The organism is Vibrio sp. 2CM40D (assembly GCF_023161825.1).
GTDB lineage: Bacteria > Pseudomonadota > Gammaproteobacteria > Enterobacterales > Vibrionaceae > Vibrio > Vibrio alginolyticus.
Genome location: NZ_JALNTL010000004.1, coordinates 184,607 through 210,777, shown reverse-complemented (window position 1 = coordinate 210,777; position 26,171 = coordinate 184,607). Strand labels below are relative to the sequence as shown.

General features: G+C 44.2%; 28 protein-coding genes, 1 riboswitch and 1 other annotated feature. Of the genes, 11 read left to right on the top strand and 17 right to left on the bottom strand.

Annotation, left to right across the window (positions count from 1 at the left end):
• Positions 1 to 38: 38 nt before the first annotated feature.
• Positions 39 to 485, bottom strand: coding sequence for a PACE efflux transporter (locus MTF70_RS10570; protein WP_025766871.1), 447 nt, complete (start codon positions 483 to 485; stop codon positions 39 to 41).
• An 89-nt stretch (positions 486 to 574) separates the two neighbouring features.
• Here MTF70_RS10570 and MTF70_RS10565 point away from each other — a divergent pair, with 89 nt between their 5' ends.
• The 3 genes from MTF70_RS10565 to MTF70_RS10555 are packed head-to-tail and all read left to right on the top strand — an operon-like array spanning position 575 to position 2,934.
• Complete coding sequence (locus MTF70_RS10565) at positions 575 to 1,453, top strand: LysR family transcriptional regulator (RefSeq protein ID WP_205460894.1); 879 nt, start codon at positions 575 to 577, stop codon at positions 1,451 to 1,453.
• Positions 1,454 to 1,471: 18 nt separating this feature from the next.
• Positions 1,472 to 2,299 carry an NAD-dependent epimerase/dehydratase family protein gene (locus tag MTF70_RS10560; protein ID WP_025766873.1) on the top strand — a complete coding sequence of 276 codons (828 nt, stop codon included), beginning with the start codon at positions 1,472 to 1,474 and terminating at the stop codon, positions 2,297 to 2,299.
• Complete coding sequence (locus MTF70_RS10555; protein ID WP_025766874.1) at positions 2,296 to 2,934, top strand: YdcF family protein; 639 nt, start codon at positions 2,296 to 2,298, stop codon at positions 2,932 to 2,934. Before MTF70_RS10560 ends, MTF70_RS10555 begins: the two co-directional genes overlap by 4 nt.
• 60 nt (positions 2,935 to 2,994) lie before the next feature.
• On the opposite strand, the gene MTF70_RS10550 is transcribed toward MTF70_RS10555, so the two are convergent.
• Both MTF70_RS10550 and cysS read right to left on the bottom strand, forming a co-directional pair.
• The gene (locus MTF70_RS10550; RefSeq protein WP_005378154.1) at positions 2,995 to 3,573 is read right to left on the bottom strand and encodes a thymidine kinase; all 579 of its coding nucleotides are present in this window, start codon (positions 3,571 to 3,573) and stop codon (positions 2,995 to 2,997) included.
• An 87-nt stretch (positions 3,574 to 3,660) separates the two neighbouring features.
• A complete protein-coding gene (gene cysS / locus MTF70_RS10545) occupies positions 3,661 to 5,043 on the bottom strand; it encodes a cysteine--tRNA ligase (protein WP_005378155.1) in 1,383 nt (460 codons plus the stop codon).
• A 202-nt stretch (positions 5,044 to 5,245) separates the two neighbouring features.
• Between cysS and MTF70_RS10540 the strand changes: the two genes are divergently transcribed.
• From MTF70_RS10540 to MTF70_RS10525, 4 genes are all read left to right on the top strand, one after another.
• Positions 5,246 to 5,740 carry a peptidylprolyl isomerase gene (locus MTF70_RS10540; protein WP_005378156.1) on the top strand — a complete coding sequence of 165 codons (495 nt, stop codon included), beginning with the start codon at positions 5,246 to 5,248 and terminating at the stop codon, positions 5,738 to 5,740.
• Between the two features lie 60 nt (positions 5,741 to 5,800).
• On the top strand, positions 5,801 to 6,538 hold the full coding sequence (gene lpxH / locus MTF70_RS10535) for a UDP-2,3-diacylglucosamine diphosphatase (RefSeq protein WP_005378157.1): 738 nt from the start codon (positions 5,801 to 5,803) through the stop codon (positions 6,536 to 6,538).
• 98 nt (positions 6,539 to 6,636) lie between these two features.
• Entirely contained in the window at positions 6,637 to 7,851 is a 1,215-nt protein-coding gene (locus MTF70_RS10530; protein WP_005378158.1) for an EAL domain-containing protein, read from the top strand.
• 87 nt (positions 7,852 to 7,938) lie between these two features.
• Positions 7,939 to 8,454: a YchJ family protein gene (locus MTF70_RS10525; protein ID WP_005378159.1), complete on the top strand. Its 516-nt coding sequence runs from the start codon at positions 7,939 to 7,941 to the stop codon at positions 8,452 to 8,454.
• A gap of 275 nt (positions 8,455 to 8,729) precedes the next feature.
• Here the strand turns inward: MTF70_RS10525 and hisIE are convergent, their stop codons facing one another.
• From hisIE to tet(35), 9 genes are all read right to left on the bottom strand, one after another.
• The gene (gene hisIE / locus MTF70_RS10520) at positions 8,730 to 9,365 is read right to left on the bottom strand and encodes a bifunctional phosphoribosyl-AMP cyclohydrolase/phosphoribosyl-ATP diphosphatase HisIE (protein WP_005378160.1); all 636 of its coding nucleotides are present in this window, start codon (positions 9,363 to 9,365) and stop codon (positions 8,730 to 8,732) included.
• A complete protein-coding gene (gene hisF / locus MTF70_RS10515) occupies positions 9,362 to 10,135 on the bottom strand; it encodes an imidazole glycerol phosphate synthase subunit HisF (protein WP_248393968.1) in 774 nt (257 codons plus the stop codon). Before hisF ends, hisIE begins: the two co-directional genes overlap by 4 nt.
• Entirely contained in the window at positions 10,117 to 10,854 is a 738-nt protein-coding gene (gene hisA, locus MTF70_RS10510; RefSeq protein ID WP_054866520.1) for a 1-(5-phosphoribosyl)-5-[(5-phosphoribosylamino)methylideneamino]imidazole-4-carboxamide isomerase, read from the bottom strand. Before hisA ends, hisF begins: the two co-directional genes overlap by 19 nt.
• Before the next feature lie 12 nt (positions 10,855 to 10,866).
• On the bottom strand, positions 10,867 to 11,481 hold the full coding sequence (gene hisH, locus MTF70_RS10505) for an imidazole glycerol phosphate synthase subunit HisH (RefSeq protein WP_054866519.1): 615 nt from the start codon (positions 11,479 to 11,481) through the stop codon (positions 10,867 to 10,869).
• Positions 11,482 to 11,507: 26 nt separating this feature from the next.
• A complete protein-coding gene (gene hisB / locus MTF70_RS10500) occupies positions 11,508 to 12,581 on the bottom strand; it encodes a bifunctional histidinol-phosphatase/imidazoleglycerol-phosphate dehydratase HisB (protein WP_213965342.1) in 1,074 nt (357 codons plus the stop codon).
• A 69-nt stretch (positions 12,582 to 12,650) separates the two neighbouring features.
• Positions 12,651 to 13,691: a histidinol-phosphate transaminase gene (hisC, locus tag MTF70_RS10495; RefSeq protein ID WP_017634689.1), complete on the bottom strand. Its 1,041-nt coding sequence runs from the start codon at positions 13,689 to 13,691 to the stop codon at positions 12,651 to 12,653.
• A 12-nt stretch (positions 13,692 to 13,703) separates the two neighbouring features.
• Entirely contained in the window at positions 13,704 to 14,996 is a 1,293-nt protein-coding gene (hisD, locus tag MTF70_RS10490; RefSeq protein WP_054866306.1) for a histidinol dehydrogenase, read from the bottom strand.
• A gap of 5 nt (positions 14,997 to 15,001) precedes the next feature.
• Positions 15,002 to 15,898 carry an ATP phosphoribosyltransferase gene (gene hisG, locus MTF70_RS10485; protein ID WP_005378180.1) on the bottom strand — a complete coding sequence of 299 codons (897 nt, stop codon included), beginning with the start codon at positions 15,896 to 15,898 and terminating at the stop codon, positions 15,002 to 15,004.
• Positions 15,899 to 15,951: 53 nt separating this feature from the next.
• Positions 15,952 to 16,089: a sequence feature (His leader region), on the bottom strand.
• A gap of 180 nt (positions 16,090 to 16,269) precedes the next feature.
• Positions 16,270 to 17,871, bottom strand: a complete 1,602-nt coding sequence (tet(35), locus tag MTF70_RS10480; RefSeq protein ID WP_205460892.1) for a tetracycline efflux Na+/H+ antiporter family transporter Tet(35) — start codon at positions 17,869 to 17,871, stop codon at positions 16,270 to 16,272.
• Positions 17,872 to 17,980: 109 nt separating this feature from the next.
• A riboswitch (Lysine riboswitch) is annotated at positions 17,981 to 18,163 on the bottom strand.
• 582 nt (positions 18,164 to 18,745) lie between these two features.
• On the opposite strand from tet(35), the gene MTF70_RS10475 reads away from it, so the two are divergent.
• Positions 18,746 to 19,153 (top strand): H-NS family nucleoid-associated regulatory protein, encoded by a 408-nt coding sequence (locus MTF70_RS10475; protein WP_005378185.1) that lies wholly within the window; start codon positions 18,746 to 18,748, stop codon positions 19,151 to 19,153.
• A 127-nt stretch (positions 19,154 to 19,280) separates the two neighbouring features.
• Here MTF70_RS10475 and MTF70_RS10470 read toward each other — a convergent pair whose 3' ends face one another.
• Both MTF70_RS10470 and MTF70_RS10465 read right to left on the bottom strand, forming a co-directional pair.
• Positions 19,281 to 20,585, bottom strand: a complete 1,305-nt coding sequence (locus tag MTF70_RS10470; protein ID WP_005378187.1) for an inosine/guanosine kinase — start codon at positions 20,583 to 20,585, stop codon at positions 19,281 to 19,283.
• A gap of 117 nt (positions 20,586 to 20,702) precedes the next feature.
• The gene (locus MTF70_RS10465; RefSeq protein ID WP_005378190.1) at positions 20,703 to 20,972 is read right to left on the bottom strand and encodes a hypothetical protein; all 270 of its coding nucleotides are present in this window, start codon (positions 20,970 to 20,972) and stop codon (positions 20,703 to 20,705) included.
• Between the two features lie 188 nt (positions 20,973 to 21,160).
• Here MTF70_RS10465 and mnmA point away from each other — a divergent pair, with 188 nt between their 5' ends.
• The 3 genes from mnmA to purB all read left to right on the top strand — a co-directional run bounded on the left by mnmA (position 21,161) and on the right by purB (position 24,437).
• Positions 21,161 to 22,285, top strand: a complete 1,125-nt coding sequence (gene mnmA / locus MTF70_RS10460; RefSeq protein ID WP_005378192.1) for a tRNA 2-thiouridine(34) synthase MnmA — start codon at positions 21,161 to 21,163, stop codon at positions 22,283 to 22,285.
• 10 nt (positions 22,286 to 22,295) lie between these two features.
• Positions 22,296 to 22,913 (top strand): high frequency lysogenization protein HflD, encoded by a 618-nt coding sequence (gene hflD / locus MTF70_RS10455; protein WP_005378194.1) that lies wholly within the window; start codon positions 22,296 to 22,298, stop codon positions 22,911 to 22,913.
• Between the two features lie 153 nt (positions 22,914 to 23,066).
• The gene (gene purB / locus MTF70_RS10450) at positions 23,067 to 24,437 is read left to right on the top strand and encodes an adenylosuccinate lyase (protein ID WP_186584338.1); all 1,371 of its coding nucleotides are present in this window, start codon (positions 23,067 to 23,069) and stop codon (positions 24,435 to 24,437) included.
• Between the two features lie 133 nt (positions 24,438 to 24,570).
• Here purB and MTF70_RS10445 read toward each other — a convergent pair whose 3' ends face one another.
• Genes MTF70_RS10445 through MTF70_RS10435 form a run of 3 tightly spaced genes read right to left on the bottom strand, consistent with a single transcriptional unit; the run spans position 24,571 to position 26,169 of the window.
• Positions 24,571 to 25,104 carry a DUF3833 domain-containing protein gene (locus MTF70_RS10445; RefSeq protein ID WP_017821713.1) on the bottom strand — a complete coding sequence of 178 codons (534 nt, stop codon included), beginning with the start codon at positions 25,102 to 25,104 and terminating at the stop codon, positions 24,571 to 24,573.
• Entirely contained in the window at positions 25,104 to 25,697 is a 594-nt protein-coding gene (locus tag MTF70_RS10440; protein ID WP_017821712.1) for a chalcone isomerase family protein, read from the bottom strand. The genes MTF70_RS10445 and MTF70_RS10440 overlap by 1 nt, the downstream gene beginning before the upstream one ends.
• Positions 25,657 to 26,169: a DUF2878 domain-containing protein gene (locus MTF70_RS10435; protein WP_042522066.1), complete on the bottom strand. Its 513-nt coding sequence runs from the start codon at positions 26,167 to 26,169 to the stop codon at positions 25,657 to 25,659. The genes MTF70_RS10440 and MTF70_RS10435 overlap by 41 nt, the downstream gene beginning before the upstream one ends.
• Positions 26,170 to 26,171 lie beyond the last annotated feature (2 nt).

The following is a 26,171-nucleotide window of genomic DNA, read 5'->3' as shown; positions in this document are numbered from 1 at the left end:
ACAAAAAACGCCACCGAACTCGGTGGCGTTTTTTAGTCCTATATTTTTCCTGTCGATGCCTGCGGCAATAATCGCTTTTTCATTTTGCTAAATGGTTGAACCTTGTCATACAACCAGTTAAAACCAGTGGCATAAAATAGGAAGAAAACGAGGAAGCCGGCTTCCAGCATTAGAGCTTGAAGAAGCGTAATTTCTAAGAACCAGGCAATCACAGGTAGAGAGATAAAGATTAATCCTCCCTCGAAACCAATAGTGTGTCCAAGCCGCATCGCTAAACTTCGCTCAGCTCGATTGTCACCAAACCACTTATCAAAGTACAAGTTGTAGATGTAGTTCCATAGCACGGTATACATGCTCAACCCGACCCCAACCAACGCAAGATCACTAGAGCCCTTTCCAGTGATCAATGAAGCCGCTGGTACAATAATCGCGAGTGCGATTAACTCAAAAAGTACTGCATGAAAAATTCGTTCGTTACGAGTCATATTTCTCTGTCCAAATAGTTCTACTCAATGCTTAGAATTTTATCTATTATTTAGATAACCAAAAGTTAGATACCATCGGTTTAAGCGATATGTTTACCATCGAACAACTGCAAGCTTTTATTGCTACATCAGAAGCAGGATCATTTTCAGGAGCAGCTAGAAAACTGGGGCGAGCTCAATCTGTAGTGAGCCAGCACATCATGAATATGGAGATCGACTGTGGCGTTGAGCTTTTTGATCGATCAGGCAGGTACCCTAAATTAACTGAGAATGGCCTCGCTCTCGTACCCTATGCACAAGCAACAATCAGCCAACTCGACCGCCTAAACAATAGGGCATCGCAGCTCTTTTCCACGCCAACGAACAAATTAGCCTTAGCTATTGATGAAGGGATTCCTCTGACTCGCTTGCCGGATGTGCTAAAGAAGTTAGAGCTACGCTTTCCACACTTACAAGTTGAATGCTTAACGGCATCAAGCCCTGATATCATTGAATTGGTTAAGTCGGAACGCGCCACGACTGGGATTATTTTGAGTGATTTACAAATGCCAAGGCACATCGATTTCACCAATCTTGGCAATATTGCATTTGATGTCTATGTCTCTTCAACGCATCCTTTAGCAAAGCAGCAAATCACTCACATTGATCAACTAAAACAACATCGTCAATTGGTCATACGATCCAAAAGTGCAGAGCCATGTGGTCTCAATCAAGCATTTAGCCCAGATATCTGGTACGCTGATAACTACTATATTTTGTTGGAATTGGCGAATAAAGGGTTTGGTTGGTGCTTTCTACCACAGCATTTAGTCGCGTATTCACCTAATACATTAAAAAAAGTTGGGGATGATTTCACAAAACTGGCTTGGCAAGTCAATGTTGACCTTATTCAGCACCAGAAATGGCATTCAGATCCCCTCCATCAACAAGCCAAAGCAGAACTGCTCAACCTATTCGGGCAGACATAAGTAAGTAGGAAGACCCAAATGGCAAATACATTGATCGTAGGTGCAGGCTGGCTCGGAACTCCGCTAGCAGAAACATTGATGAAAGATGGACACTATGTTGTCGTCACTCGTCGTAGCCAAACTCGATTAAAAGAGTTACCCACCTCATTAACTCACTCCGCATTGTTCGATTTCAATCAATTGAACGCCACAGCACGGCTAGATGAGCTGCTCAAACAGCATCAAATTACGCACGTTATCGGTGCTTTTCCTCCAGGATTTCGTAAAGGACGCGGTCAAGAATATGCACAGCAATGGCAAATACTTGCCAACGCAGCTAAGCAAAACAACGTTGAAAAACTTCTCATGATCAGCTCTACCACGGTTTACCCTAACCTTGCTTCCGATATGGAAGAAGCTGACGCGTCACTCTCTTTAGCAGCCGAAAGCCCTTATTTCTCTGACAATGCACGTATTATGCTTCAAGCAGAGCAGCATGTTATCGACTCGAATATTAACTTTGTTATTCTACGTTGTAGCGGATTAATCGGGCCAGATAGACACCCATCTCGCTTTGCAGCAAGGCTTCAACAAGTTAGTCGTAAAGCACCAGCTAATATGCTTCATCAAGATGATGCTGTCTCGGCTGCGAAATTTGCCTTAGGCAATTTAAGCAACCAAGTCATTAACGTTACTACACCTCATACTGTCAGCAAGGCTGAGTTCTACCAAGCTGCCATAAACAAAATCGGAAGTGAGATACCTCTTCCACCCGTCACAGAGCAAGCTGACAAGCGTATTCTTGCTGACAAACTACTCTCACTTGGTTATCGATTTCACTTCAATTCAACTTTGGATGCGCTATGAGACTCTATAGACATATAGAAACGCTTTGGGATTACATGCAACTCAAACATGAACTGAAACCTGCGGACTGTTTGTTTGTGATGTGCAGTAATGATGTGCGTGTAGCGGAGCACGCTGCCAAGCTCTACCACCAAAAGTTGGCACCTTTGATTGTATTTTCAGGGGGTGAAGGTCGCTTCACAGATGGACTGTTTGAAAAAAGCGAAGCAGAAACCTTTGCCGAGATTGCAAAGATGTCGGGCGTTCCAAGTGAAGCAATTTTGCTCGAAACTGAATCCACAAACAGTGGAGAAAATGTTCGCTTTACTGAGCAACGATTAAAAGAGGAAGGAAAACAGTGTTCCTCGTTTATTCTGGTACAAAAACCGTTTATGGAGCGTAGAGCAATCGCGACATTTGAAAAACAGTGGCAGTCACCCTACACTCAGCTCCAAGTAAGCTCTGCGGCTCTTCCATTTTTTGAATACATTAATGAAGACATGCCATTAATGATGGTGCTAGAAGCACTAATGGAAGATTTCTCTCGCGTAAAAAGCTATCCAGAGAAAGGATTTCAAACCGAGCAGAACATCCCTCAGCAAGTCGAATCTTCTTACCAGGTTTTACTCGAGCGGTTTGGTTTTGACTTAGTCTAACTTTTTCTAACCGACAACAAAAAGCCACCAAGTTCGGTGGCTTTTCTGTATCAATACGGCTTATTTACCGAGCGCTTCTTTGTAATGTTGGCGGCATACGGAGACATACTTATCGTTACCGCCGATCGCAACTTGATCGCCTTCTTTAATTGCCACGCCGTGTTCATCGGTACGAATAACCATATTCGCTTTGCGGCCGCAATGGCAGATTGTTTTGAGCTCAACCAGCTTGTCTGCCCAAGATAATAGATACTTACTGCCTTCAAAAAGTTCGCCTAGAAAATCGGTGCGAAGGCCGTAACACAATACTGGAATATGCAACTTATCAACGACTTCAGTAAGTTGATAAACTTGTTCTTTCGACAAGAACTGACACTCATCAACAAGAATACAGTGACGTTTTTCAACCTCATTCAGAGCTGCGATCTCCTGATACAAATTGGTATCCTGACGAAATAAATGTGCGTCAGATTGAAGACCAATACGAGAGCTCACTTTACCGACACCAAAACGATCATCTAGCGCAGCCGTAAAAATAACTGGCGTCATGCCGCGTTCTTGATAGTTGAAAGAGGATTGAAGAAGCGTTGTTGATTTACCCGCATTCATTGCTGAGTAATAGAAATACATCTGAGCCACAGAGCATTACCTAAAGTTAAAGTTTTAATTTATGGAAATGGAAAATAAAAGGGCTGAATTATCAGCCCTTTAAAAATGAAAATTCAATTACTTACGACGCCACGTTGTGCCTTCTGGACCATCTTCCAGAACAATGCCCATTTCGGTCAGCTTGTCACGAGCCATATCTGCATTCGCCCAATCTTTCGCAGCACGAGAGTCGTTACGCAGCTTGATCAGAGCTTCGATTTCAGCCACTTCATCATCGTTACCCGCATCACCTTTTAGGAAGGCTTCAGGATCTTGGTGAAGAATACCGATCACGTCAGCTAGTTCACGCATTAGCGCACCTAGCTCGCTCGCTTTCTCTAGGTTTTCTGTCTTCAGGCGGTTAACTTCGCGCGCCATGTCGAACAGAACTGAGTACGCTTCTGGTGTATTGAAGTCATCGTTCATCGCTGCTGTAAAGCGAGATACGTACTCTTCACCACCAGCAGGAGCAGCATTTAGATCCAAACCACGTAGAGATGTGTACAGGCGCTCAAGCGAAGCACGTGCTTGGTTTAGGTTATCTTCGCTGTAGTTTAACTGGCTACGGTAGTGACCAGACATTAGGAAGTAACGCACTGTTTCAGCATCGTAGTGACCAAGAACGTCACGGATAGTAAAGAAGTTACCTAGAGATTTAGACATCTTCTCACGGTCTACCATTACCATGCCGCTGTGCATCCATGTGTTCACGTATTGTGTATCGTGTGCACAGCATGATTGTGCGATTTCATTTTCATGGTGTGGGAACTGAAGGTCAGAACCACCGCCGTGAATGTCGAAGTGGTTACCTAGGATTGAAGAGTTCATTGCTGAACACTCAATGTGCCAACCTGGACGACCAGGCCCCCATGGTGACTCCCACGTTGGTTCACCCGGCTTAGACATCTTCCAAAGTACAAAGTCTAGAGGGCTGCGTTTTGCTGTTTCGATATCAACGCGCGCGCCAGCTTGAAGCTGATCAAGGTCTTGCTTAGAAAGCTTGCCGTATTCGTTGAACTTACCCACTTCAAACATTACGTCACCGTTATCTGCAACGTATGCAAAACCGCGCTCGATTAGCTTCTCAACCAATTCGATGATTTCAGCAATAAACTGTGTCGCACGAGGTTCAACGTCCGGACGTTTCATGTTCAGCGCATCAAAATCAGCGTGCATTTCACCAATCAAACGCTCAGTCAATGAATCGCAAGACTCACCATTTTCTGCGGCACGTTTGATGATCTTATCGTCGATATCTGTGATGTTACGTACAAACGTCAGATCATAGCCCAAATAGCGAAGGTAACGTGATACAACGTCAAAAGAGACGAAAGTACGACCGTGACCAATGTGACAGAGATCGTAGATGGTAACTCCACAGACATACATACCGACTTTGCCAGCTGTAATTGGTTTGAATTCCTCTTTCTGTCTTGTGAGTGTGTTATATATCTTTAACATGATCTCTATCTATGATTGTGAATGAATAAAAGAAGATGAGTATATCAACTCCAACCTAGTTAGGTAATAGCAATTAACCGATAAAACGATAATCGGCTAAACTTCAAGCACAAAACGAAGAATTTCCTCTTCCTGAGTTTTTAAAGCACTAGAACTTAGGCTAGAATCTCGGGCTCAACACAACACAGTAAAGGAAAGTAGCATGATCACCCTTCACACTAATTTTGGTGACATCAAGATTCAACTAAACGAAGAGAAAGCGCCAGAGACAAGCGCAAACTTCCTTCAGTACTGCCGCGACGGTTTCTACGACAACACGCTTTTCCACCGTGTTATTGACGGCTTCATGATCCAAGGTGGTGGTATGGAGTCTGGTCTACGTGAAAAAGCGACTCGTGCACCTATCAAGAACGAAGCAAACAACGGCCTAAGCAACAAAGTGGGTACACTTGCTATGGCACGTACTATGGAGCCGCATTCAGCAAGCTCTCAGTTCTTCATCAACGTAAACAACAACACATTCCTAGACTTCCGTAGCGAAAGCCTAGACGGTTGGGGTTACTGTGTGTTCGGTGAAGTAATCGAAGGCATGGACATCGTAAATAAGATCAAAGGCGTTAGCACTGGTTCTTACGGCATGCACCAAGACGTACCTCTAGAAGACGTAGTAATCACTGGTACAACAATTGAAGAGTAATTCTTAGGAATTATTTTTAAAAGATAAGTTAATGGGGAGGCATAGCTTCCCCTTATTTCTATGACGACATTATTTATTTCCGATCTTCACCTTACCCCATCACGTCCTGATATCACGGAATGTTTTGTGACGTTCATGCGAACAGAAGCAACAAAAGCTGATGCACTTTATGTACTCGGCGATCTGTTTGAGTTCTGGATTGGTGACGATGACAACACCCCTTTTGCAGACCAAATCCGTGCAGAATTTAAAGCACTGACGGATGCGGGTGTGCCAACTTTTTTCATCCAAGGCAATCGAGATTTTTTACTCGGCAAACGCTTTTGCAAAGAAACCGGTATGACATTACTCGACGATGTCTGCACGATTGATCTTTATGGTCAAAAAGCCGTAATCCTACATGGCGATACGCTCTGCATTGACGATGTGAAATACCAAGAGTTTAGAAAAACTGTTCACAAGCCATGGCTACAATGGTTGTTTAACCGTATTCCTTGGTTCATTAAGAAGAAAATTGTCTCAAAAGTTCAATCCGATATTCGTGATGATAAAATGAGCAAGTCATTAGATATCATGGACGTTAACCAAAATGAGGTCGAGAAAGTGATGTCTCAGAACTGCGTCAACATAATGATTCATGGTCACACACATCGCCCGAACACACATTTTTTTGACGTCGATGGCATTAAAAAGACCCGAATTGTTTTAGGGGATTGGTATACGCAAGGCTCAGTTTTAAAAGTAAATTCTGATAGTTTTGACCTGCAAACGAGACCGTTCATACAGAATTTGCGTTAAGCATGTAGAGCGTGTAGAAGATTCACGCTCAAGTCGTAGATATTTTGTAAAAAATCGCTATTATCATAATACTAAGTTAAACAGAACGAAGTACCTAATTGAAGTATTCTTACGTAGCTCGCCAACCGATTCTGGATAGAGAAAAACGAACCATAGGTTACGAACTCCTCTTTCGAGACGGCCCTAAAAATACCTTCCCTGAAGTAGAACCAGAGCTGGCTACTAGTCGACTGCTATCCGATCATTTTTTGTCGACGCATTACAACACATTAGGAAACAAACTTGGCTTTGTTAACTTTCCGCATCAAAGCTTGGTGAACTTGGTCCCAACTTTGTTTCCTAAAGAATCTCTCGTCATTGAAGTCCTTGAAGACTGCGAACCGACAGAAGAACTGTTAGAAGCCATCAAGCACCTTCATGAGTGCGGGTACAAAATTGCTCTGGATGATTTTGTTCCGACGAAAGCTTGGAAGCGTTTTCTTCCATACGTTTCCATGATCAAGTTTGATATTAGACTTGTGCCGATCAAGAAAGCTGCCATTTTTATTCAGGCGTTGAGCCCATTTAAAATCGACTTTCTTGCGGAAAAGGTAGAGACCTATGAAGAGTTTGAGCAAGCTCTAGAAGCCGGTTTTAACTATTTTCAAGGGTATTTTTTTAGCAAACCTGAGATGATCCAGAAAAAACGGTTGAACCCCGCGTTTCTTACCGTCATCCAACTTTGTAAAGAGATTGCAGATAAGCCCATCGACTTCAATGAGGTTGAACGTCTGTTTTCGATTGATGTGACGCTGTCATACAAGCTGCTTACTTACGTAAATTCAGGCTATACATTAACGACTAAGATCAAATCGTTCAGACAGGCGCTTATTTATCTGGGTGAAGAGCGACTACGACGCTTTATTTCCTTAGTTGCAATTGCCTCCGTTCAAGAAGATAAACCTGACTCTCTTTACTCTTTAGCGATTCAGCGTGCACGAATGTGTGAACTGCTACTTAGTCAAATGAACACTAGGTATGACCCTGGGCAGGCTTTTTTGACAGGCATGTTTTCTTTGCTCGGATCTTTGCTCGATCAACCGCTCTCGGATGTCATTGAAGATATCCCCGTTGACGAAGATATAAAACTCGCATTAACCAGTCGAAAAGGCGTACTTGGTCACTTACTTTCGATGACGATCGCCTACGAACAAGCGGACTGGGAGTTAGCCGAGCGATATTGCACCGTTCTTAAATTAACCGAACCTCAATTAGCAGACGCTTTTAATCAATCGACGGAATGGGCTCAAGAACTGCTGTCTCAAACGCCCTAAACGGCTATAATGCCCCAAAGAATACCTGCGACCTCACTTATGTGGGGTTGTTTGTTTTTACCGCTTAATTAATCGAGATTTCATTTTATGGCTTCTTCTTGTCCTTGCGGCTCTAACCGCACCTACCAACAGTGTTGTGAAATTGCCCACAATAACCACGCTGACGTCACCACTCCGGAGCAGCTAATGCGCTCTCGTTACAGCGCGCATGTGTTAGGTCTAGTGGATTACGTGGTGAACACATACCACCCAAGCTGTAATGCAGAAGAGCAACGTGAAGGCATTGCCCAATCTATCGACAGCGATTGGTGCAAGCTTGAGGTAGTGAAAGCTGAAGCGGGTTGTAACGAGAATGAAGGTTTTGTTGAATTCAACGCTTACTTTGACGAAGACGGCAAACGCTACTGCATGACAGAGCGTTCTCGCTTTGTAAAAGAAAATGGGCTTTGGTACTACATTGACGGCACGTTTCCAGAAGAAGAGCTAGAAGAAGAACCAGAACAAGATCCTCGCCTAAACCAACCAGTGAGTAGCCTAAAAGTAGGTCGTAACGACCCGTGTATCTGTGGAAGCGGTAAGAAATTTAAGAAGTGTTGTGGGTAAGATCATCCACTCCTAGCTTATTGAGCTCGATTTAATTGGATTCTTGACTTCGCCTAGGTTCGTTGGAGTGACGTGAATATATGTACCTATTTGAAGTAAATAACTCTACTGCAAGTACCATTAGAAAATATACCGTCATTCTGAACAGCTAGGGACGAGCGTGATTCAGAATCTAATCGCCACCAGCACTGTTGCTGGTTTTTGCCCCGAATCAAGAACACTAAAGTAAAAAGCCCCTAGGCTCGAGAGCATAGGGGCTTTCACTTATCGCAAGCTTACTTATGACGCTCTTTCAGTTTATTCACTACGTCATTCATCGATAAGCCTTGGTCTTGAAGCAATACCATTAAGTGATAAATCAAATCTGCAGATTCACACACTAACTCCGCCTTATCGCCCGACGTCGCCGCAAGCGCGACTTCAACGCCTTCTTCGCCCACTTTTTGCGAAATACGCTTGGTGCCACGGGCATAAAGACTGGCAGTATAAGAGGAATCTGGGTCGGCACTCTTGCGGGCAGCCAATAGCTGCTCAAGTTGATGAAGCCACACCATTTGTGACTCCTCTTGAGGGTCCACATCCCAGCAAGTTGTGTTACCCAAGTGACACGTAGGACCAATGGGATTCACTTTCACCAGTAGCGTATCGTTGTCGCAATCGAGCTGCATGTTCACTAGTTGCAATACGTTGCCAGAAGTCTCACCTTTCGTCCAAAGACGTTGCTTGGTACGAGAGAAAAACGTCACTTGACCCGTTTCGCCCGTTTTTGCCAACGCATCTTGGTTCATGTAACCCATCATCAGCACTTGGCTTGATTGGAAATCTTGTACGATGGCAGGTACCAGACCATCCACCTTTTCCCAGTTGATTCGCTCAACTAGCGAACTTACTTCGGCGGCTTTCACACTCATAGTCGTACCTCAATGCCTTGTTGTTTCAAATACTGCTTTAGTTCACCAATATTGATGACTTGTTTGTGGAATACCGATGCGGCAAGCGCGCCATCCACATTTGCTTTTTGGTATGCTTCCGCAAAGTGCTCCATAGCACCCGCGCCACCCGATGCAATCAGCGGTACATTACATACTTCGCGCACCATATTCAGTTGTTCGATGTCGTAGCCGTTACGTACGCCGTCTTGGTTCATCATGTTCAGTACGATTTCACCAGCGCCGCGTTTTTGTACTTCTTGCACCCAATCACGCGTTTCCCATTGGGTCGCTTTGGTGCGTTCTTCATCGCCAGTAAACTGGTAAACCTGATACTTGCCGGTCTCTTTGTCGTAGTATGAATCGATACCAACGACGATACATTGCACACCAAACTTATCAGCAAGGTCAGTAATCAGTTGCGAGTTAGCCAATGCAGGTGAGTTAATAGACACTTTGTCTGCACCAAACTCAAGAATGCGCGCTGCATCTTCCGCTGATTTAATACCACCAGCGACACAGAAGGGAATATCAATCACTTCAGCAACGCGAGCGACCCAACTTTTGTCAACGACACGCCCATCACTTGAAGCAGTAATGTCGTAGAACACAAGCTCGTCTGCGCCCTCTTCCGCATAACGCTGTGCCAGAGGAACGATGTCGCCAATGATCTCGTGATTACGGAACTGAACGCCCTTTACCACTTGTCCATCACGAACATCAAGACATGGAATTATTCGCTTTGCCAACATGCAAACGCCTCCTCTGCTGTGAACTTACCATCTAACAATGCACGACCAACAATCACACCAGCCACACCGCTGCCTTTTAGCGCTTCGATATCTGCTAGTGAGCCAATGCCACCTGAAGATTGAAACTGCACTTGTGGGTACTGTTTGCATAGGTCAACGTAAAGCTCAACGTTTGAGCCTTCTAGCGTACCGTCACGAGAAATGTCGGTACAAAGCACGTGTTGTAGACCTACCGTTAGGTAATCGTTGATCAGAGCTTCGATAGTCACGCCTGAGTCTTCTTGCCAACCAGAAATCGCTACTTTACGTGTGCCGTCTTGATCGATGTTGATGTCTAGCGCGAGAACGATTTTCTCTGCACCGTATTTTTCCATCCAACCTTTCACAAGCTCTGGCTGTTTTACTGCTGTAGAACCGACTACTACACGCTGTGCCCCGGCTTCTAACAGATCAATCAAGTCTTGCTCTGTGCGCACTCCGCCACCGATTTGGATGCTCGCTGGCGTGCTTGCTAGTAGCTTTGCAATTAAATCAAGTTGGCGTGCTGTCGTGTCTTTCGCGCCAGTTAAATCCACTAAGTGCAGCCAGCTAGCACCCGCTTGGTGGTACAAGTTGAACTGCTCTGCTGGATCGACTTTATACTCAGTTACTTGGCCGTAATCACCTTGATAAAGGCGAACCACCTGTCCTTCAATTAAATCAAGAGCTGGAATAATCACACTAAATCCCTTTTATAATTCTAAGAAGTTTTGAATAAGCTTCGCGCCCGCTTTTGAAGAACGCTCAGGGTGGAATTGCACGCCGTAATAGTTACCGCTTTGTACTGCTGCTGTGAACGGGTTGCCGTATTCACATTCCGCAATCGTGTAATCCCCAACTGGCATTGCAAAGCTGTGTACAAAGTAGAAGTACTCACCTTCTTCAATGCCTTTGAACAATGGGTTACCTGCTTTTGCAGACACTGTGTTCCACCCCATATGCGGCAGCGGTAAATCGCCGATTTGTAGCAACTTCACTTCGCCATCACAAAGTCCAAGACACTCAACCAACTCGTCGGCTTTCTGCCCTTTCTCTTGAGACACTTTGCCCAATAGTTGCATGCCTAAACAGATACCTAGCAAAGGCTTTTCTACCTGTTTTACCAAGCTGATAAGATCGCGCTCTTCTAGGTTCTTCATCGCTTCACTGGCAGTCCCCACTCCCGGTAGAAATAGCTTGTCAGCTGCCAATACAACTTGTGGATCTTTTGAAATAGTTACGTCATAACCTAGGCGTTCGATGGCAAACTTCACCGAAGAAACGTTGGCACAGCCAGTATCGATAATGACAACTTTCTGTTCTGTCACTGTTTTTCTCCTTGCTAAGATTCGCCTTAAAGCACGCCTTTACTACTTGGTAGCTCAGTGCCTTCTACTTTGATTGCTTGACGTAAAGTACGACCAAACGCTTTAAACAAGCTTTCAATGATGTGGTGATCATTGTTGCCCGCTGAAGACAGGTGCAGCGTACACGCTAGGGTGTCAGTCAGAGAACGGAAGAAGTGAACCACCATCTCTGTTGAAAGATCACCCACTTGCTCACGACTGAATTGCGCGTCGAACTTAAGGTAAGGACGACCTGATAGGTCTAGTGCGCATTGTGCCAAACACTCATCCATTGGCAGGCTAAAGCCAAAGCGACCAATACCACGCTTGTCACCCAGTGCTTCTTTCAACGCTTGACCCAACGCAAGAGCGGTATCTTCTACCGTGTGGTGATCATCAATGTGCAGGTCACCTTCCACTTTGCACACCATCTGGAACCCGCCGTGCGTCGCGATTTGATCCAGCATGTGGTCAAAAAAGCCAAGACCTGTGGAAATATCGTTACCGCCTTGCTCGTCAAGATTAACGAATACTTTGATGTCCGTTTCTTTTGTGGTGCGAACCACTTCAGCTACGCGCGCCTTCACCGTCAGATCTTTTAGGATCTGTTTCCAACCCATGGTTTCTGGGTTGTATTGAATGCCACGAATTGCCATGTTTTCTGCAAGTTGAAGATCGGTTTGACGATCGCCAATCACAACAGAGTTTTGGAAATCTACTTTGCCACCTTGAAGATACTCTTTTACCAAGCCTAATTTAGGCTTACGGCATGAACAGTTATCTTCATCAAAGTGAGGACAAATCAGCACGTCATCAAATTTCACACCTTGAGATTCAAAGATCTCCATCATCATGTTGTGTGGTGCATCAAAATCTTCTTGTGGGTAACTGTCGGTACCCAAACCATCTTGGTTCGTGACCATCACTAGACGGTATCCTGCATCCTGCAACGACAACAGGCTTGGGATAACAAATGGCTCCAGTTTTAGTTTATCTAAACGGTCTACTTGAAAATCAATCGGCGGCTCAACAATTAAGGTGCCATCACGGTCGATAAAGAGGATTTTTTTTTGTTTGCTCACTCGAACTTCCTTATTGCTATTCTTTTGGCGCTCCCGCTATTGAGCGAGAGCGATAAATTCTGTCTCTATTTATGCGTAGTAGTTTCTGATAAATCCAAGCGTTTTTTCGCACTCGTCACGGTTACCCACACTGATACGCACACAGTTTTCAATTGGCGAGTTACGCAAAATAATGCCCGTATCCCAAGCCGCTTTGAAAAGGTCATCGCCATCTGGGAATTTCACCAATAGGTAGTTCCCCCACCCTTCAAACACTTCTAAACCAGGAATCATTGAAAGGCCAACTTGCAAGTAAGCACGGTTTGCATTCAGATCAAGAACTTGGAACTTCGCTCGCGCTAAACCAGCTTCCGAAAGCGCCTGAGTCGCAATTTCTGCCACTGGAACCGGGACTGGGTAAGGTGCGATAACTTTAAGAAGTACATTAATCAGCTCTTCGTTCGCAAGCGTAAATCCACAACGCAGACCAGCAAGTGCGAAAGCTTTCGACAGAGTACGCAAAATCGCAAGGTTCGGGTATTGCGCCAGTAGGTCTACCGTTGACGCTTCTGGACAAAAATCGATGTACGCTTCATCCATCACCACGATTGCACGGTCTTTGGTCATCTCAAGTAGAGACACAATGTCCTCACGCTTAACCAAGTTACCTGTTGGGTTGTTTGGCGAACATACAAAAACCAGTTTCACGTTATCCAGATTGGCTTCGATGCCTGCAAGGTCTAGTTGCCAATCTGACGTTAGCGGCACGGTTTTGCGCTCTACACCGATGGTTTCTGCACTGATGGCGTACATACCGTAAGTCGGTGGGCAGTAAAGAATCGCATCTTCACCCGGCTCACAGAAAGCACGAATCAATAGTTCAATACCTTCATCCGCTCCGCGAGATGTTAGTGTTTGCTCTGGTTTCACACCCGCATAGGCTGCGTAAGCAGAAATCAGTTCTTTAGGCTGACATTCGCTGTAACGATTAAGACGAGCGAAGTCTGTTTTGTATTCATTATTGAATGGCGATTCGTTGGCGTTTAGCCATACGTCACCGGTACCACCAATTCGACGAGCCGACATATAAGGGGTAAGTTGTTGGACTTGTTTGCGCGCTAGCTTTTCCATCTCAATATCCTCTTACTTAGCTGCCAGTTTTTCTACGCGAATGGTCACTGCACGTTTGTGCGCATCCAGACCTTCTGCTTCCGCCATGGTTACCACCGTTGGTGCAAGGTTCTTTAGACCATCAGCAGACAGTTCTTGAACCGTCATACGTTTCGAAAAGTCCGCTAAGCCTAAGCTTGAATACGTGCGTGTGTAACCGTAAGTAGGAAGAACGTGGTTGGTGCCCGATGCGTAATCACCTGCTGATTCAGGCGACCAATCACCAAGAAAGATAGAACCTGCGTTATCTAATAGAGGTAGAAGCTCGCGTGGGTTCTTAGTCTGAACAATTAAGTGCTCAGGACCGTAGTAATTCGAAATGGAAACCGATTGAGTAAGAGACTCGGCAATGATGATCAAGCTTGAAGCCAATGCTTGCTCGGCGATGTCCGCACGAGATAGCTCCTTAAGCTGACGTTGAACCGCATCTGTCACTTGATCCGCAATAACAGGAGAAGGAGTCACAAGTACCACTTGAGAATCAGGACCGTGCTCTGCTTGGCTCAAAAGATCCGCAGCGATAAAGTCTGCATCTGCGGTTTCATCGGCAATCACAAGCACTTCAGACGGCCCTGCAGGCATATCAATCGCAGCACCGCGGAAATCATTGCTAACCTGTCGTTTTGCTTCGGTCACGTAAGCGTTGCCCGGACCAAAGATCTTATCTACTTTCGATACAGTCTCGGTGCCATAAGCCATTGCAGCAACTGCTTGGCCACCACCGACGTTGTACACTTCATCAATGCCACACAGCTTCGCGACATAAAGGATCTCATCAGCGATTGGCGGTGGAGAACAAAGAACGACTTTACGACAACCTGCAATTTTTGCAGGAACGCCGAGCATCAAAACAGTCGATGGCAAAGGCGCACTGCCACCAGGAATGTACAAACCCACTTTTTGAATTGGACGTGTTACTTGTTCACAAAGAACACCTGGCTGCGTTTCCACCTTGAGCGGTTGCGGCTTTTGCGCTTTGTGGAACTTAGAAATATTGGCGTAAGCTTGCTCTAGTGCGCTCTTCATTGACTCTGACAAACGCTCTGACGCTGCCTTAATTTCCTGAGAAGAAACACGAATGGATTCAGGCTTAACACGGTCAAACTTTTCTGTCAGCTCAATAAGAGCAGAGTCACCTTCTTCTCGAACTTTAGCAATAACTTCGGCCACAGCAGTGGTGATATTGGCACCTTCTGCAATAGCAGGGCGCTCCAAAATAGAGTCTTGCTGATTCTCACTTAATGATTGCCAAACGACTGTTCTCATGATGCTTACTCCATCATTTTTTCAATTGGTAGAACGAGAATTGAACTTGCGCCCAACTCTTTCAGCTGTTCCATTGTTTCCCAGAATAGGTTTTCAGAACTCACTAAGTGAACAGCCATTTTCTGCTTATCTGCAGAAAGAGGAAGAACAGTTGGGTCTTCAGCACCTGGCAGTAGTGCTTTAATTTGATCTAACTTCTCTGCTGGGGCGTGAAGCATAATGTACTTAGATTCTTTCGCTTGCTGCACGCCTTGCATGCGAGTTAACAGCTTTTCGATTAGCGCCACTTTGTCTGCGTCGAACTCACCTGTGCGTTGAATCAATGTCGCTTTTGATTTAAAGATAATTTCAGCTTCTTTAAGGCCGTTCGCTTCCAGTGTTGCACCTGTAGAAACCAAATCAGCGATAGCATCAGCGAGACCCGCGCGAGGGGCAACTTCTACAGAGCCTGTCAGCATACATGTAGAGAATGGAACGCCGGCTTCATCCATGTACGCTTTTAGAAGTTGAGGATACGTTGTAGCAATACGCTTGCCAGCTAAGTCTTGTGGACCGTTGTACTCTTCGTCCTTGTCGATTGCGATAGATAAACGACAGCCACCAAAATCAAGTCGACGAAGCTGAACAAACTCGCAGGGTTCACCTAATGCTTTGCGGTCAAGGCGAACTTCTTCTAGTTCATTTTCGCCAATAAAGCCAAGGTCAACCACGCCATCCATAATTAAACCTGGGATGTCGTCGTCACGAACCAAGAGTAAATCAATTGGCATATTTTCAGAATGGACAACTAAACGCTCGCCCATTACGTTGAACTTTACGCCGCACTGTTTTAGTAGAGCTTGACTCTCTTTGCTAAGACGACCTTTTTTCTGAATTGCGATTCTTAAACGTTGTGTTTGCATTGCTTTGTCCCTATGCAAGATTTTGATATCTAAGTATTTTTCAAACTAATAAAACTAAAAAACCCTCGGGAGATTGAAGTCTCCCGAGGGTTTAAAATCTGCTTTTACTTTGATTTTACCTCCGGGAGTTTCCTGCCTCCCGGGTATGCGTACATCGCCCGAAAGACTAGATTGGGTGATGATGGTGATGAATGTTCATTACAAAATTACGCATACTTATTTCAAGGCTCTTCTCATTTGCTTTGTTACCAACCACACTAACCAAGCTGATTACTTTTTTCAACCCTTAATTTTAAAAAAATTCGAATTGTATAATACAAATAAAAAAGGAGGCCGAAGCCTCCTATAAATTTACTTTTTAAATCAGTGAATTACGCACTCTGGCAAGACGCTATTTTAGACTTTGAAAGCCATGACAAAATAGCGCAAACGATAACGAATGTTATCGACGCTGCAATGAACGAGAACGCTATTGAAGCACTCATACCAAGGGCAATAAAGCCGACGCATGAAACAAGCGCGACTGATAATGCATAAGGTAGCTGTGTTGATACGTGATCAATGTGGTTACAACGTGCACCCGTCGATGACAAGATAGTCGTATCTGAGATTGGTGAACAATGGTCACCGAATACCGCACCAGCTAAAACCGCACTCAGCATCGGTAGCATTAGCGCTACGTCTGTTGCGCCAGCCATGTCTCCAGCGATTGGAAGCATGATGCCGAACGTACCCCATGAAGTACCTGTTGAGAACGCCATCAGGCCAGACAACAAGAATAGGATAACTGGGAGCCAATGAGGGTTGATATTGCCCTGCGCCATTGTCGAAAGGTAAGTACCAGTCTTCATATCACCGATAACAGAACCAATGGTCCAGGCAAATACTAAGATTAGAATCGCACCAAACATAGACTTAGCACCAATCCAAAGTGTACGTGCGATCTCAGCCATTGGTAGACCTTGCTTCACAACAGTAAACAGTGCAACTGCTAAGCCAAGCAAGCTACCGTAGATTAGTGATGTACCTACATCTGTATTTTCAAAAGCACCAAGAAGCGCAAACTCCTTACCATCAGCAGCCAATGCTTGGCCACCCGTGTAAAGCATTGAAGCGATAGTCGCGATAATCAGCGTCACGATAGGAAGTATCAAATCTGACACTTTACCCTTTTCACTTTCACGGATATCTAGCTCTTCGTTTAGGTCATGCGCTTCTTGCGAGTCATTTTCTTTGTCTTTATCAAAGCCACGACCTTGCGATGCAGAGATCTCATGCTCACGCATTTTACCAATATCAAGACCAAACCACGCAACAGCGAACACCATTAGCAGCGCAAAAACGGCGTAGAAGTTCATTGGAATAAGACGAACATATGCGCCAAGAGCAGAATACTCTGTGACCCCATGTGAGACTAAGATCCCGCCAATAATAGTAATAATGTAAGCACCCCAGCTAGAAGCAGGCATAATTACACACATTGGAGCAGCGGTTGAGTCTAGAATGTACGCAAGCTTAGCGCGAGACACATAAAAGCGATCGGTTACTGGGCGAGAGATCGCACCAACAGCAAGGCTATTAAAGTAATCATCGACAAAAATGAATACGCCTAAAAAGGCGGCAAGAAGTTTGGAGCCGCGTTTACTCTTCACTCGAGATTGTGCCCATTCAGCAAAAGCACGAGTACCGCCAGATAGCGTTAATAAAGCTGTTGTCATACCTAATAAGATTAGGAAGCCAACAATGCTCATGTTCCAAGTGTTAATTCCGCCATCTTCAATAAAGACAGAAGAAACTTGAGAACTGACGTAACCTGCGGTGTCGCTGATAGACCAGCTATTAAGTAGCACCGCACCTAGCACGATACCTACACCCAAGGAAACTAATACACGTCGAGTCAAAATCGCCAAAGTCAAAGCGACAATAGGTGGCAATAATGAAACAGGAGAACTAGAAAAATCTATTAAATTCATGATCTTCAAAAACCAAAGTTTGGCTAGAGATCTACTGCAGACAAGTCACGTAGCATACGATACGTGCTCATGTTGAACTTAGCGACAGGGAAGCGAACACTCCACCCAACCCTACAGTAGCGCTCCATAGTTTAATGTGAATATATACTATGGCAGTGTTGTTCCTTTCAGATACAACCCCAGCAAGTAACTTTGATGAGTTACTTACTTCGGCAATCTTCGCCTTCCACTATTATTCATTGGCATCACCCCAATAATAGCTACTCTTCGAGACCGCGCCTCTACGGCAACAACAAACAATTAACCACTAACTGTACAAATTAACAACAAATTGTCTGCAATATTGCATCAGGTGGCAGCCATTGTACTTATGATGAGAGTCAATGCAACACATCAAACTAAATTAAACAAATAAATAATGGCTGAGATAATTTATAAACCTTGCCTAATTCCATAAGTTTTGTGCAACTGAAATCACATCAATCATGTTATTTATGAAACATTATTACTACCTTAGAAATATCATGGTTTATCTTATATCAATAAATTAAGGATATATGACACACCATTAAAGATGGATGCTTCATATTTTTAAGTAATAACTCAAATTTTTTTATAAAAAACCAAGCTGTCACTCTCTCTATACAATAATGATTGTTGATTTTAGTTCTCATCTAATAATGATTTATTTCGAGTGTAATAATATTAATTGCTTTAAAAAATAGTCAAATTTAAACAAAATCTTGATTTAGCATTTGCACATAAGGAAAAGATAAAGTTAAATATAAGGACTCTTTGTTTATTTATAGATTGGCATTATTTAATCGTAACGATAAAAAGTGCCCAACACATTAACCTTTTAATAGGAATCGTTATGTCAGAGCTGACTAAAACCCTTCTAAATATCCGTAGCCTTCGTGCATTTTCTCGTGAGCTGACTCTAGAACAATTGGAAGAAGCTCTAGATAAACTCACTACTGTCGTAGATGAGCGTCGTGAAGCAGAAGAAGCAGAACGCGCAGCACAAGCAGAGCAAGAAGCTAAGCTTGCAGAGATTGCTGAGAAAATCGCTCAAGACGGTATTGATGTAGAAGCACTTATTACTGCGCTATCTGGCGAAACTAAGACGAAAGGCAAAGCGAAGCGCGCACCTCGCCCTGCTAAATACAAATACACAGATTCAAACGGTAATGAGAAAACTTGGACTGGCCAAGGTCGTACACCTTCGGCGATTCAAGAGCAACTTGATGCAGGTAAATCTCTGGATGAGTTCCTAATCTAGATCCGTGCTATTTTTAAAAGGCTCCCATAGGGAGCCTTTTTTATTTAAACCATTACAAATAAAAAAGGCACATTTCTTAATGCGCCTTTTACTTTAGTTACAGAATAGTTAATTAAACCGCTTCGTATTAACGTTCCCAGTATGCTTCTTCTAGGCTATCTTCTCGCTCAGGAAGTCCGCGCGACAATCGTGGTGAATGTTGCACGAGAACTTCGTAGCTCGCACGGTTTGCGTATTTGCAGACTTGAGAAAAAGAAGAGTAAGTTAAATACTCGTTACTGTGCTTGCTTGAATTAGGCACATTTTCTTTATGGTATTTATTTGCTGCCATATCATGAAGAACAGCAGATAACGCGGCATCACCTGCGCCATTTGTATTCTTAATTTTTTCTGGACCACCCATATATGGCGAGATATGCGAGTACACTTTTATTGGCGTCTCGCATGAGTCTTTTTTCGCCGGACGACTAAATTCATAACGATTAAATTCAGCAATTGACCCTGGAAGTAATGGCAAAGAAGTTTCGCGCTTCGCGCTATCTTCCGTATACCCAGCCATAAATAGACCTACAGGACCCGCCGTGCACAATACTAGATCAGCCCACTCCAATGTTTTATCAGACGCAGCAAGTGGATCAGATTCCCCCGTCAGTGCTTCTGCTTCATCTTCATTCATCGCAACGACTGAAACGTTATCTCTAATGAATTCTTGCCAATATTTAGGGTCATCTTGAATAACAAACTTTGTGCCTAAAGTCAGAACAACAGGCACATCATTCTTTTTCGCGTACTCAATCGCTTTCATTGTTGCTTCCGGCATTGGGTCGCCGTCTTTGCAACGTACTAGATATGACGTCAGTACAAGTGCTGATGCATTTTTAAAGATTTTCTCTGGAATGCTATCAGGATGGAGTTGGTTCATTTGCCCTTCGCTGATAGCAAAAGTACGTTCACCGTCTTCTGTGATAAGAGCAAAACAACGGCCAATTGCACCATCTACACCTTGTAGGTAGTTCAAGTCCATGCGGCTTGATGTATTACAAAGATAACGGTAACCGTAGCTGCCAATCTTAATATCCTGGCTCATCACTCCAAGTAGTGTGGAGCGATCATCCGCTAGCACGGAGTAGTTATGTAGCGTGTTACCAATTGTACCGCCCGCATACTCATTGGTAATCAAGTTCTCTTCTTTCAGTTGCTGGTATAACTCTTCTGCTCTTTCGTCATCGATAACCAGAGAGTGACCTTTACTCAGACCGTACTTTTCAATCACATCCGTTGTAACTTTTGCTTCAATATCAACCAAGGTTTGGTCAATACCAATGATGTGAGTGCGCGTCATCTTCTTGCTTTCTTGTGCTTGGCTCACCAGCGGGTCACGAGCATGAACAGGAAAATAGTGCTTCGATTTGCGTTGTCCAGGAAATTTCATATTGTCAGTCTGAGTAAGGGGATGAAAAGGAGAGCGGATTCTATACCGCTAATAATAAAGCAGCAATAAAAGCGATTATAGCAAACGTTTGCTGACTACTTTTTTCTTTTAGGTGGCTTATTCACCTTCCATAAAGCTGAGATCTGGTAGTTGCTCAAGGTGCTCGCTATAACGCTTTAGGTTGAACTCACCTTCATTCTTCATCACATCAAAAATCTCAATTGACATCGCACATGCCATCATCGCAACCGCATCTTCACGTGGTGTGCCAGTCATCATTAAACGCATAAGGGTTTCTTTTACTTTAAGCGGGTTGCCATCTTCGAGCTGATTTTCAACAATTTCAATCAACTCACTTTCTTGCATAAATTGGTTTTCTTCTGTCATTTGGTGTTTCCTCTTGGATTTTGGCCAACTATGCCATATATACCTCTTCTATACTTGCGAAATTACTCGTTCGAATCTTTGTTGAAGAAAAATCCAGCGAAACGAATTGTGATTTCGATCTCGGATCTGTCACCGGTCTGTGGATTCTGATAGAATCTGCATCCCGTTTATTTAAGTGGTGTTTAGTAATGTCTGATAACAGCCAAAAGAAAGTCATCGTCGGTATGTCCGGCGGCGTTGATTCATCTGTTTCCGCGTATCTTCTAAAGCAGCAAGGCTACCAAGTAGAAGGCCTTTTCATGAAGAACTGGGAAGAAGATGACAACGAAGAATATTGTACAGCGGCAGAAGATCTTGCTGACGCTCAGGCAGTATGTGACAAGCTAGGCATCCACCTACACACTATCAACTTTGCTGCCGAATACTGGGATAACGTATTTGAGTACTTCCTTGCTGAATACAAAGCTGGCCGTACTCCGAACCCTGACATTCTTTGTAACAAAGAAATCAAGTTCAAAGCATTCCTAGAATTCGCTGATGAAGTACTTGATGCTGATTACATTGCAATGGGCCACTATGTGCGTCGCTCTTTCCCAGAAAACGGTGAAAAACCACAGATGCTACGTGGTCTAGATGGCAACAAAGATCAAAGCTACTTCCTGTACACATTAAGCAACGAGCAAATTGCGCGTAGCCTATTCCCTGTTGGTGACCTAGAGAAACCAGAAGTACGCCGCATTGCGGAAGAACAAGACCTAATTACTGCTAAGAAGAAAGATTCAACTGGTATTTGTTTCATCGGTGAACGCAAGTTTACGGAATTCCTAGGTCGCTACCTTCCAGCTCAGCCTGGTAATATCGAGACTCCAGAAGGCGAAGTGATTGGTCAACACCAAGGCCTGATGTACCACACACTTGGTCAGCGTAAAGGTCTACACATCGGTGGCCGTAAAGGCGGCGGTGGTAACGAGGACCCATGGTTCGTTGGTGAGAAAGATCTAGAACGTAACGTTTTGATTGCCGTTCAAGGTAAAGACCATCCAATGTTGAAATCAGAAGGTCTACTTGCATCACAACTTCACTGGGTAGATCGTGAGCCAATTCGCGATGTTATGAAGTGCACAGTGAAAACTCGTTACCGTCAGGAAGATATTCCTTGTACAATCATCCCTATCGATGATGAAAACATTAAAGTTATCTTTGACGAGCCACAAATTGCTGTAACTCCAGGTCAATCAGCAGTGTTCTACAAAGGTGACGTGTGCCTAGGTGGCGGCATCATCGAGCAACGCATTAAATATTCTCAAGCTTAGGAGTCGTTACGTGGCGAATACACTTTATGACCGTACTATCGCTTTCGCTGGGATTTGCCAAGCTGTTGCTTTAGTTCAACAGGTAGCGAGAAACGGACATTGTGATCAAGATGCTTTTGAAACATCAATCAACGCTATTTTGAGCACGAACCCTGCTAACACAGTTGGCGTATTCGGTCGCGAAGCCGATCTAAAGCTCGGCCTAGAATGCTTGGTTAAAGGGATTGATAGCACACCATCAGGCAGTGAAATTACTCGTTACATTATTAGTTTAATGGCGTTAGAACGTAAGTTAAGCTCTCGTAACGATGCTATGTCTCAGCTTGGCGATCGTATTCAAATGGCCAAGCGTCAGTCAGAGCACTTTGAGCTACTAGACGATCAAATGATCAGCAATTTAGCGAGCATCTATCTGGATGTCGTTAGCCCTATTGGCCCACGCATTCAAGTAACGGGCACGCCATCTGTACTGCAGCAGACGGCAAGCCAACACAAAGTTCGTGCGCTGTTGTTATCTGGCATTCGTAGTGCAGTTCTTTGGCGTCAAGTTGGTGGTAAGCGTCGCCACCTAATCTTCGGGCGCAAGAAGATGGTAGAGCAAGCACAAATCCTTCTTGCTCGTCTGTAGTAAAATATCAAATAAGCAGCTCGCGTTTATCGCGAGCTCATTTTTTTCGACTAAAACAAATCTCGCGCAAACGTTTGCGCAATATTCGTGACAATTGCCACAGTTATTGGTATAAAGCTCACGAAATTTAGAAACCCAATTCAGGAGAACATCATGGAACTGTCAGCATTGACTGCTGTTTCACCAGTAGACGGCCGTTACGGAAGCAAGACAATTGCGTTACGCGAAATTTTCAGTGAATACGGTCTACTAAAGTACCGTACTATCGTTGAAATCCGCTGGCTACAAAAGCTTGCTGCTACTGCTGAAATTGCAGAAGTGCCAGCGTTTAGCGCAGAAGCAAACCAATTCCTAGACGACCTTGCTGCAAACTTCTCTGAAGAAGATGCACGCCGTATCAAAGAGATCGAGCGTACAACTAACCACGACGTAAAAGCGGTTGAGTACTTCCTAAAAGAGAAAGTAGCAGACGTTCCTGAACTGCACGCAGTAAACGAGTTCTTCCACTTCGCATGTACTTCTGAAGACATCAACAACACATCACACGCTCTAATGCTTAAAGAAGCGCGTGAGAACGTGATTCTTCCAGAAATCCGTAACCTAATCGACGCTATCAAAGCACTAGCAGTGGAATACCGCGACATTCCTCTTCTATCTCGTACACACGGTCAGCCTGCTTCTCCATCTACTATGGGTAAAGAAATGGCTAACGTGGCGTACCGTATGGAGCGTCAATTCAAGCAAATCGAAAACGTTGAGATCCTAGCGAAAATCAACGGTGCAGTAGGTAACTACAACGCACACCTTTCTGCTTACCCAGAGCTAGATTGGCACAAGTTCTCTGAAGAGTTCATCACAGAGTCTCTAGACGTAACTTGGAACCCTTACACAACTCAAATCGAACCGCACGATTACATCGCTGAGCTGTTCGATGCTATCGCTCGTTTCAACACTATCCTGATTGACTTCGACCGTGACGTTTGGGGTTACATTGCACTAGGCCACTTCAAGCAAAAAACTATTGCGGGTGAGATCGGTTCTTCAACAATGCCTCACAAAGTTAACCCAATCGACTTTGAAAACTCAGAAGGTAACCTAGGTCTTGCGAACGCTGTATTCGGCCACCTAGCACAGAAACTGCCTATCTCTCGTTGGCAACGTGACCTAACTGACTCAACGGTTCTACGTAACCTTGGTGTTGGTGTTGGCTACGCTATCATCGCTTACACTTCGACACTTAAAGGCATCAGCAAGCTAGAAGTAAATCGTGAAGCGCTTCTTGCTGAACTAGACAAGAACTGGGAAGTACTAGCTGAGCCAGTACAAACCGTTATGCGTCGTTACGGCATCGAGAAGCCATACGAGAAGCTGAAAGAGCTAACTCGTGGTAAGCGTGTAGACGGCGAAGCAATGCGTAACTTCATCGACGGTCTTGAGCTTCCTGAGCACGAGAAAGCACGTCTGAAAGAGATGACACCAGCGAACTATATCGGTCAAGCAATCGAGCTGACAGATAAGCTGTAATCCTCCTGTAACGACCAGATACTTAAAAGGTTGACGCGAAAGCGTCAACCTTTTTTAGTTAGGAGAGTTAGGTCGGGAGAAAATAATTTTAGTTATATGGAATGGATTATTAATTGAAGATCAGCCCCATTTGTTATGGCAGCTTTTGGAAGAACAAGGTTATTGTTCCTACTTCCACACCAAACTTTTTTATTTTCGTTAGATTGAAAACGTGTCTGTCATCCTGACGATAAAGCCAATCATCAAAAGCAACCGTCACTGATGAATCCTCCATTTGTAGCTCAAAGTCATATTGCCACTGTAGCGCATTGCCCTGCTCTTCCCCTGTTGCCACACCTATAATATCGTCTGCCTTACCTTCATAACGACCGTCTTCTAATCTAGTGATAACCCAAATTCGCTGGTCCACCTCTCCGTCATCAAACACGAAGTCTTCCACCAGCGTCAGCGTATCACCCGCTACAGTACCCACTATATCGACTTCAAAGCGACGCGTTTGCTGTCCGGTATAATCTTGCACCATCCCCCACGCCTTTATGTCGCCTTCGAAATAACCGAATACGTCAAAAGTCGGTTTAGAAGAGCGGTAATTATCAATGTCTGCGGAACATGCCGAAAGAAAAACAGCTGCCACTAAAGTCGCTGATTTAAAAATTCGTTTAAACACTATCTAACCTGCCCTATCAATTGTTTTCGGAGTTTCGGAAATTCTGTGTTGGGTGATAACCATATAGCCAAAAATGCATCGTTCATTCGTTCGTCTTCAATGATGCCAACGTTCTTTACTTGCACGTCCCCAACCTGCTTATAAAAAAGCTGACCAGATTTTCCATCTGTTAGATAAGTAAGCTCGTCACCTTTTTGAATATCAGGAAACATACGATCGAGCTCGCTGATCCAAGCTTTTCGATATGAGTCCGTAAAACCCAATTTCGCCCACTGCTCATCCGTCACATCAAGCAGCTGTTGCTTACTGATGTCTCTCTTGTAATTAATTTCCAACGCAAGGGGATGTGGCGATACGTCATCGCTTACGATGAACTTTCCATCAGGCGCTTTTAATCTTGAGTGATAAATATCGAAGATGAACCAAGTAAGTTGGGCTTCTCCAACAGTTTTCCATCCCTTCCAATTCGCAATGTTGCTAGCAGCTTCGCTGTTTCCAACAGGTTGAGCTTGCAGAGCAAAAGAGCCAGTTACTATTACCAACGCAAGCAGCCTAGTCAGTCTCTGAGTTAAGTCTCTCTTCAAGCTTTTCATTTCCGTACACCTTGAGTATCAAGAGCATCATGACGCACCATTCGACAAACAACATTGCCAGTGTAGCGCCAGTGCTAAATCCAAATTCAACGGCTTGGAGCTTATAGCCAGCAAAGTAGCTCGCTGTTCCTCCGAGTCCGCCTACTATTGATACGTAGGTTTTTGGGAAACGGTACAAAATTGACTTGAGTTGATAGGCATACCAGGCGAACAGAATCCAAAGGCACAAAAGCCAAAGGGGTAACCATTGAGTGGCAAACATGAAAATTGAAAATTGCTGATTTAATGTATCAAGCACGAGACCAATCGTGGCGATAACACCAATACTTTTGAGCGAAGATGCGTCAGTTTTCAAACAATATAGTAGGGTTGCCAAAGTAAGGAATAACGTCACCCATTGCCATTGATAGGTTCCAAGCACCGCTGCAAACCAGCAGAGTTGGAACCATGTCGAAGCAAGAAACACCTTCATAA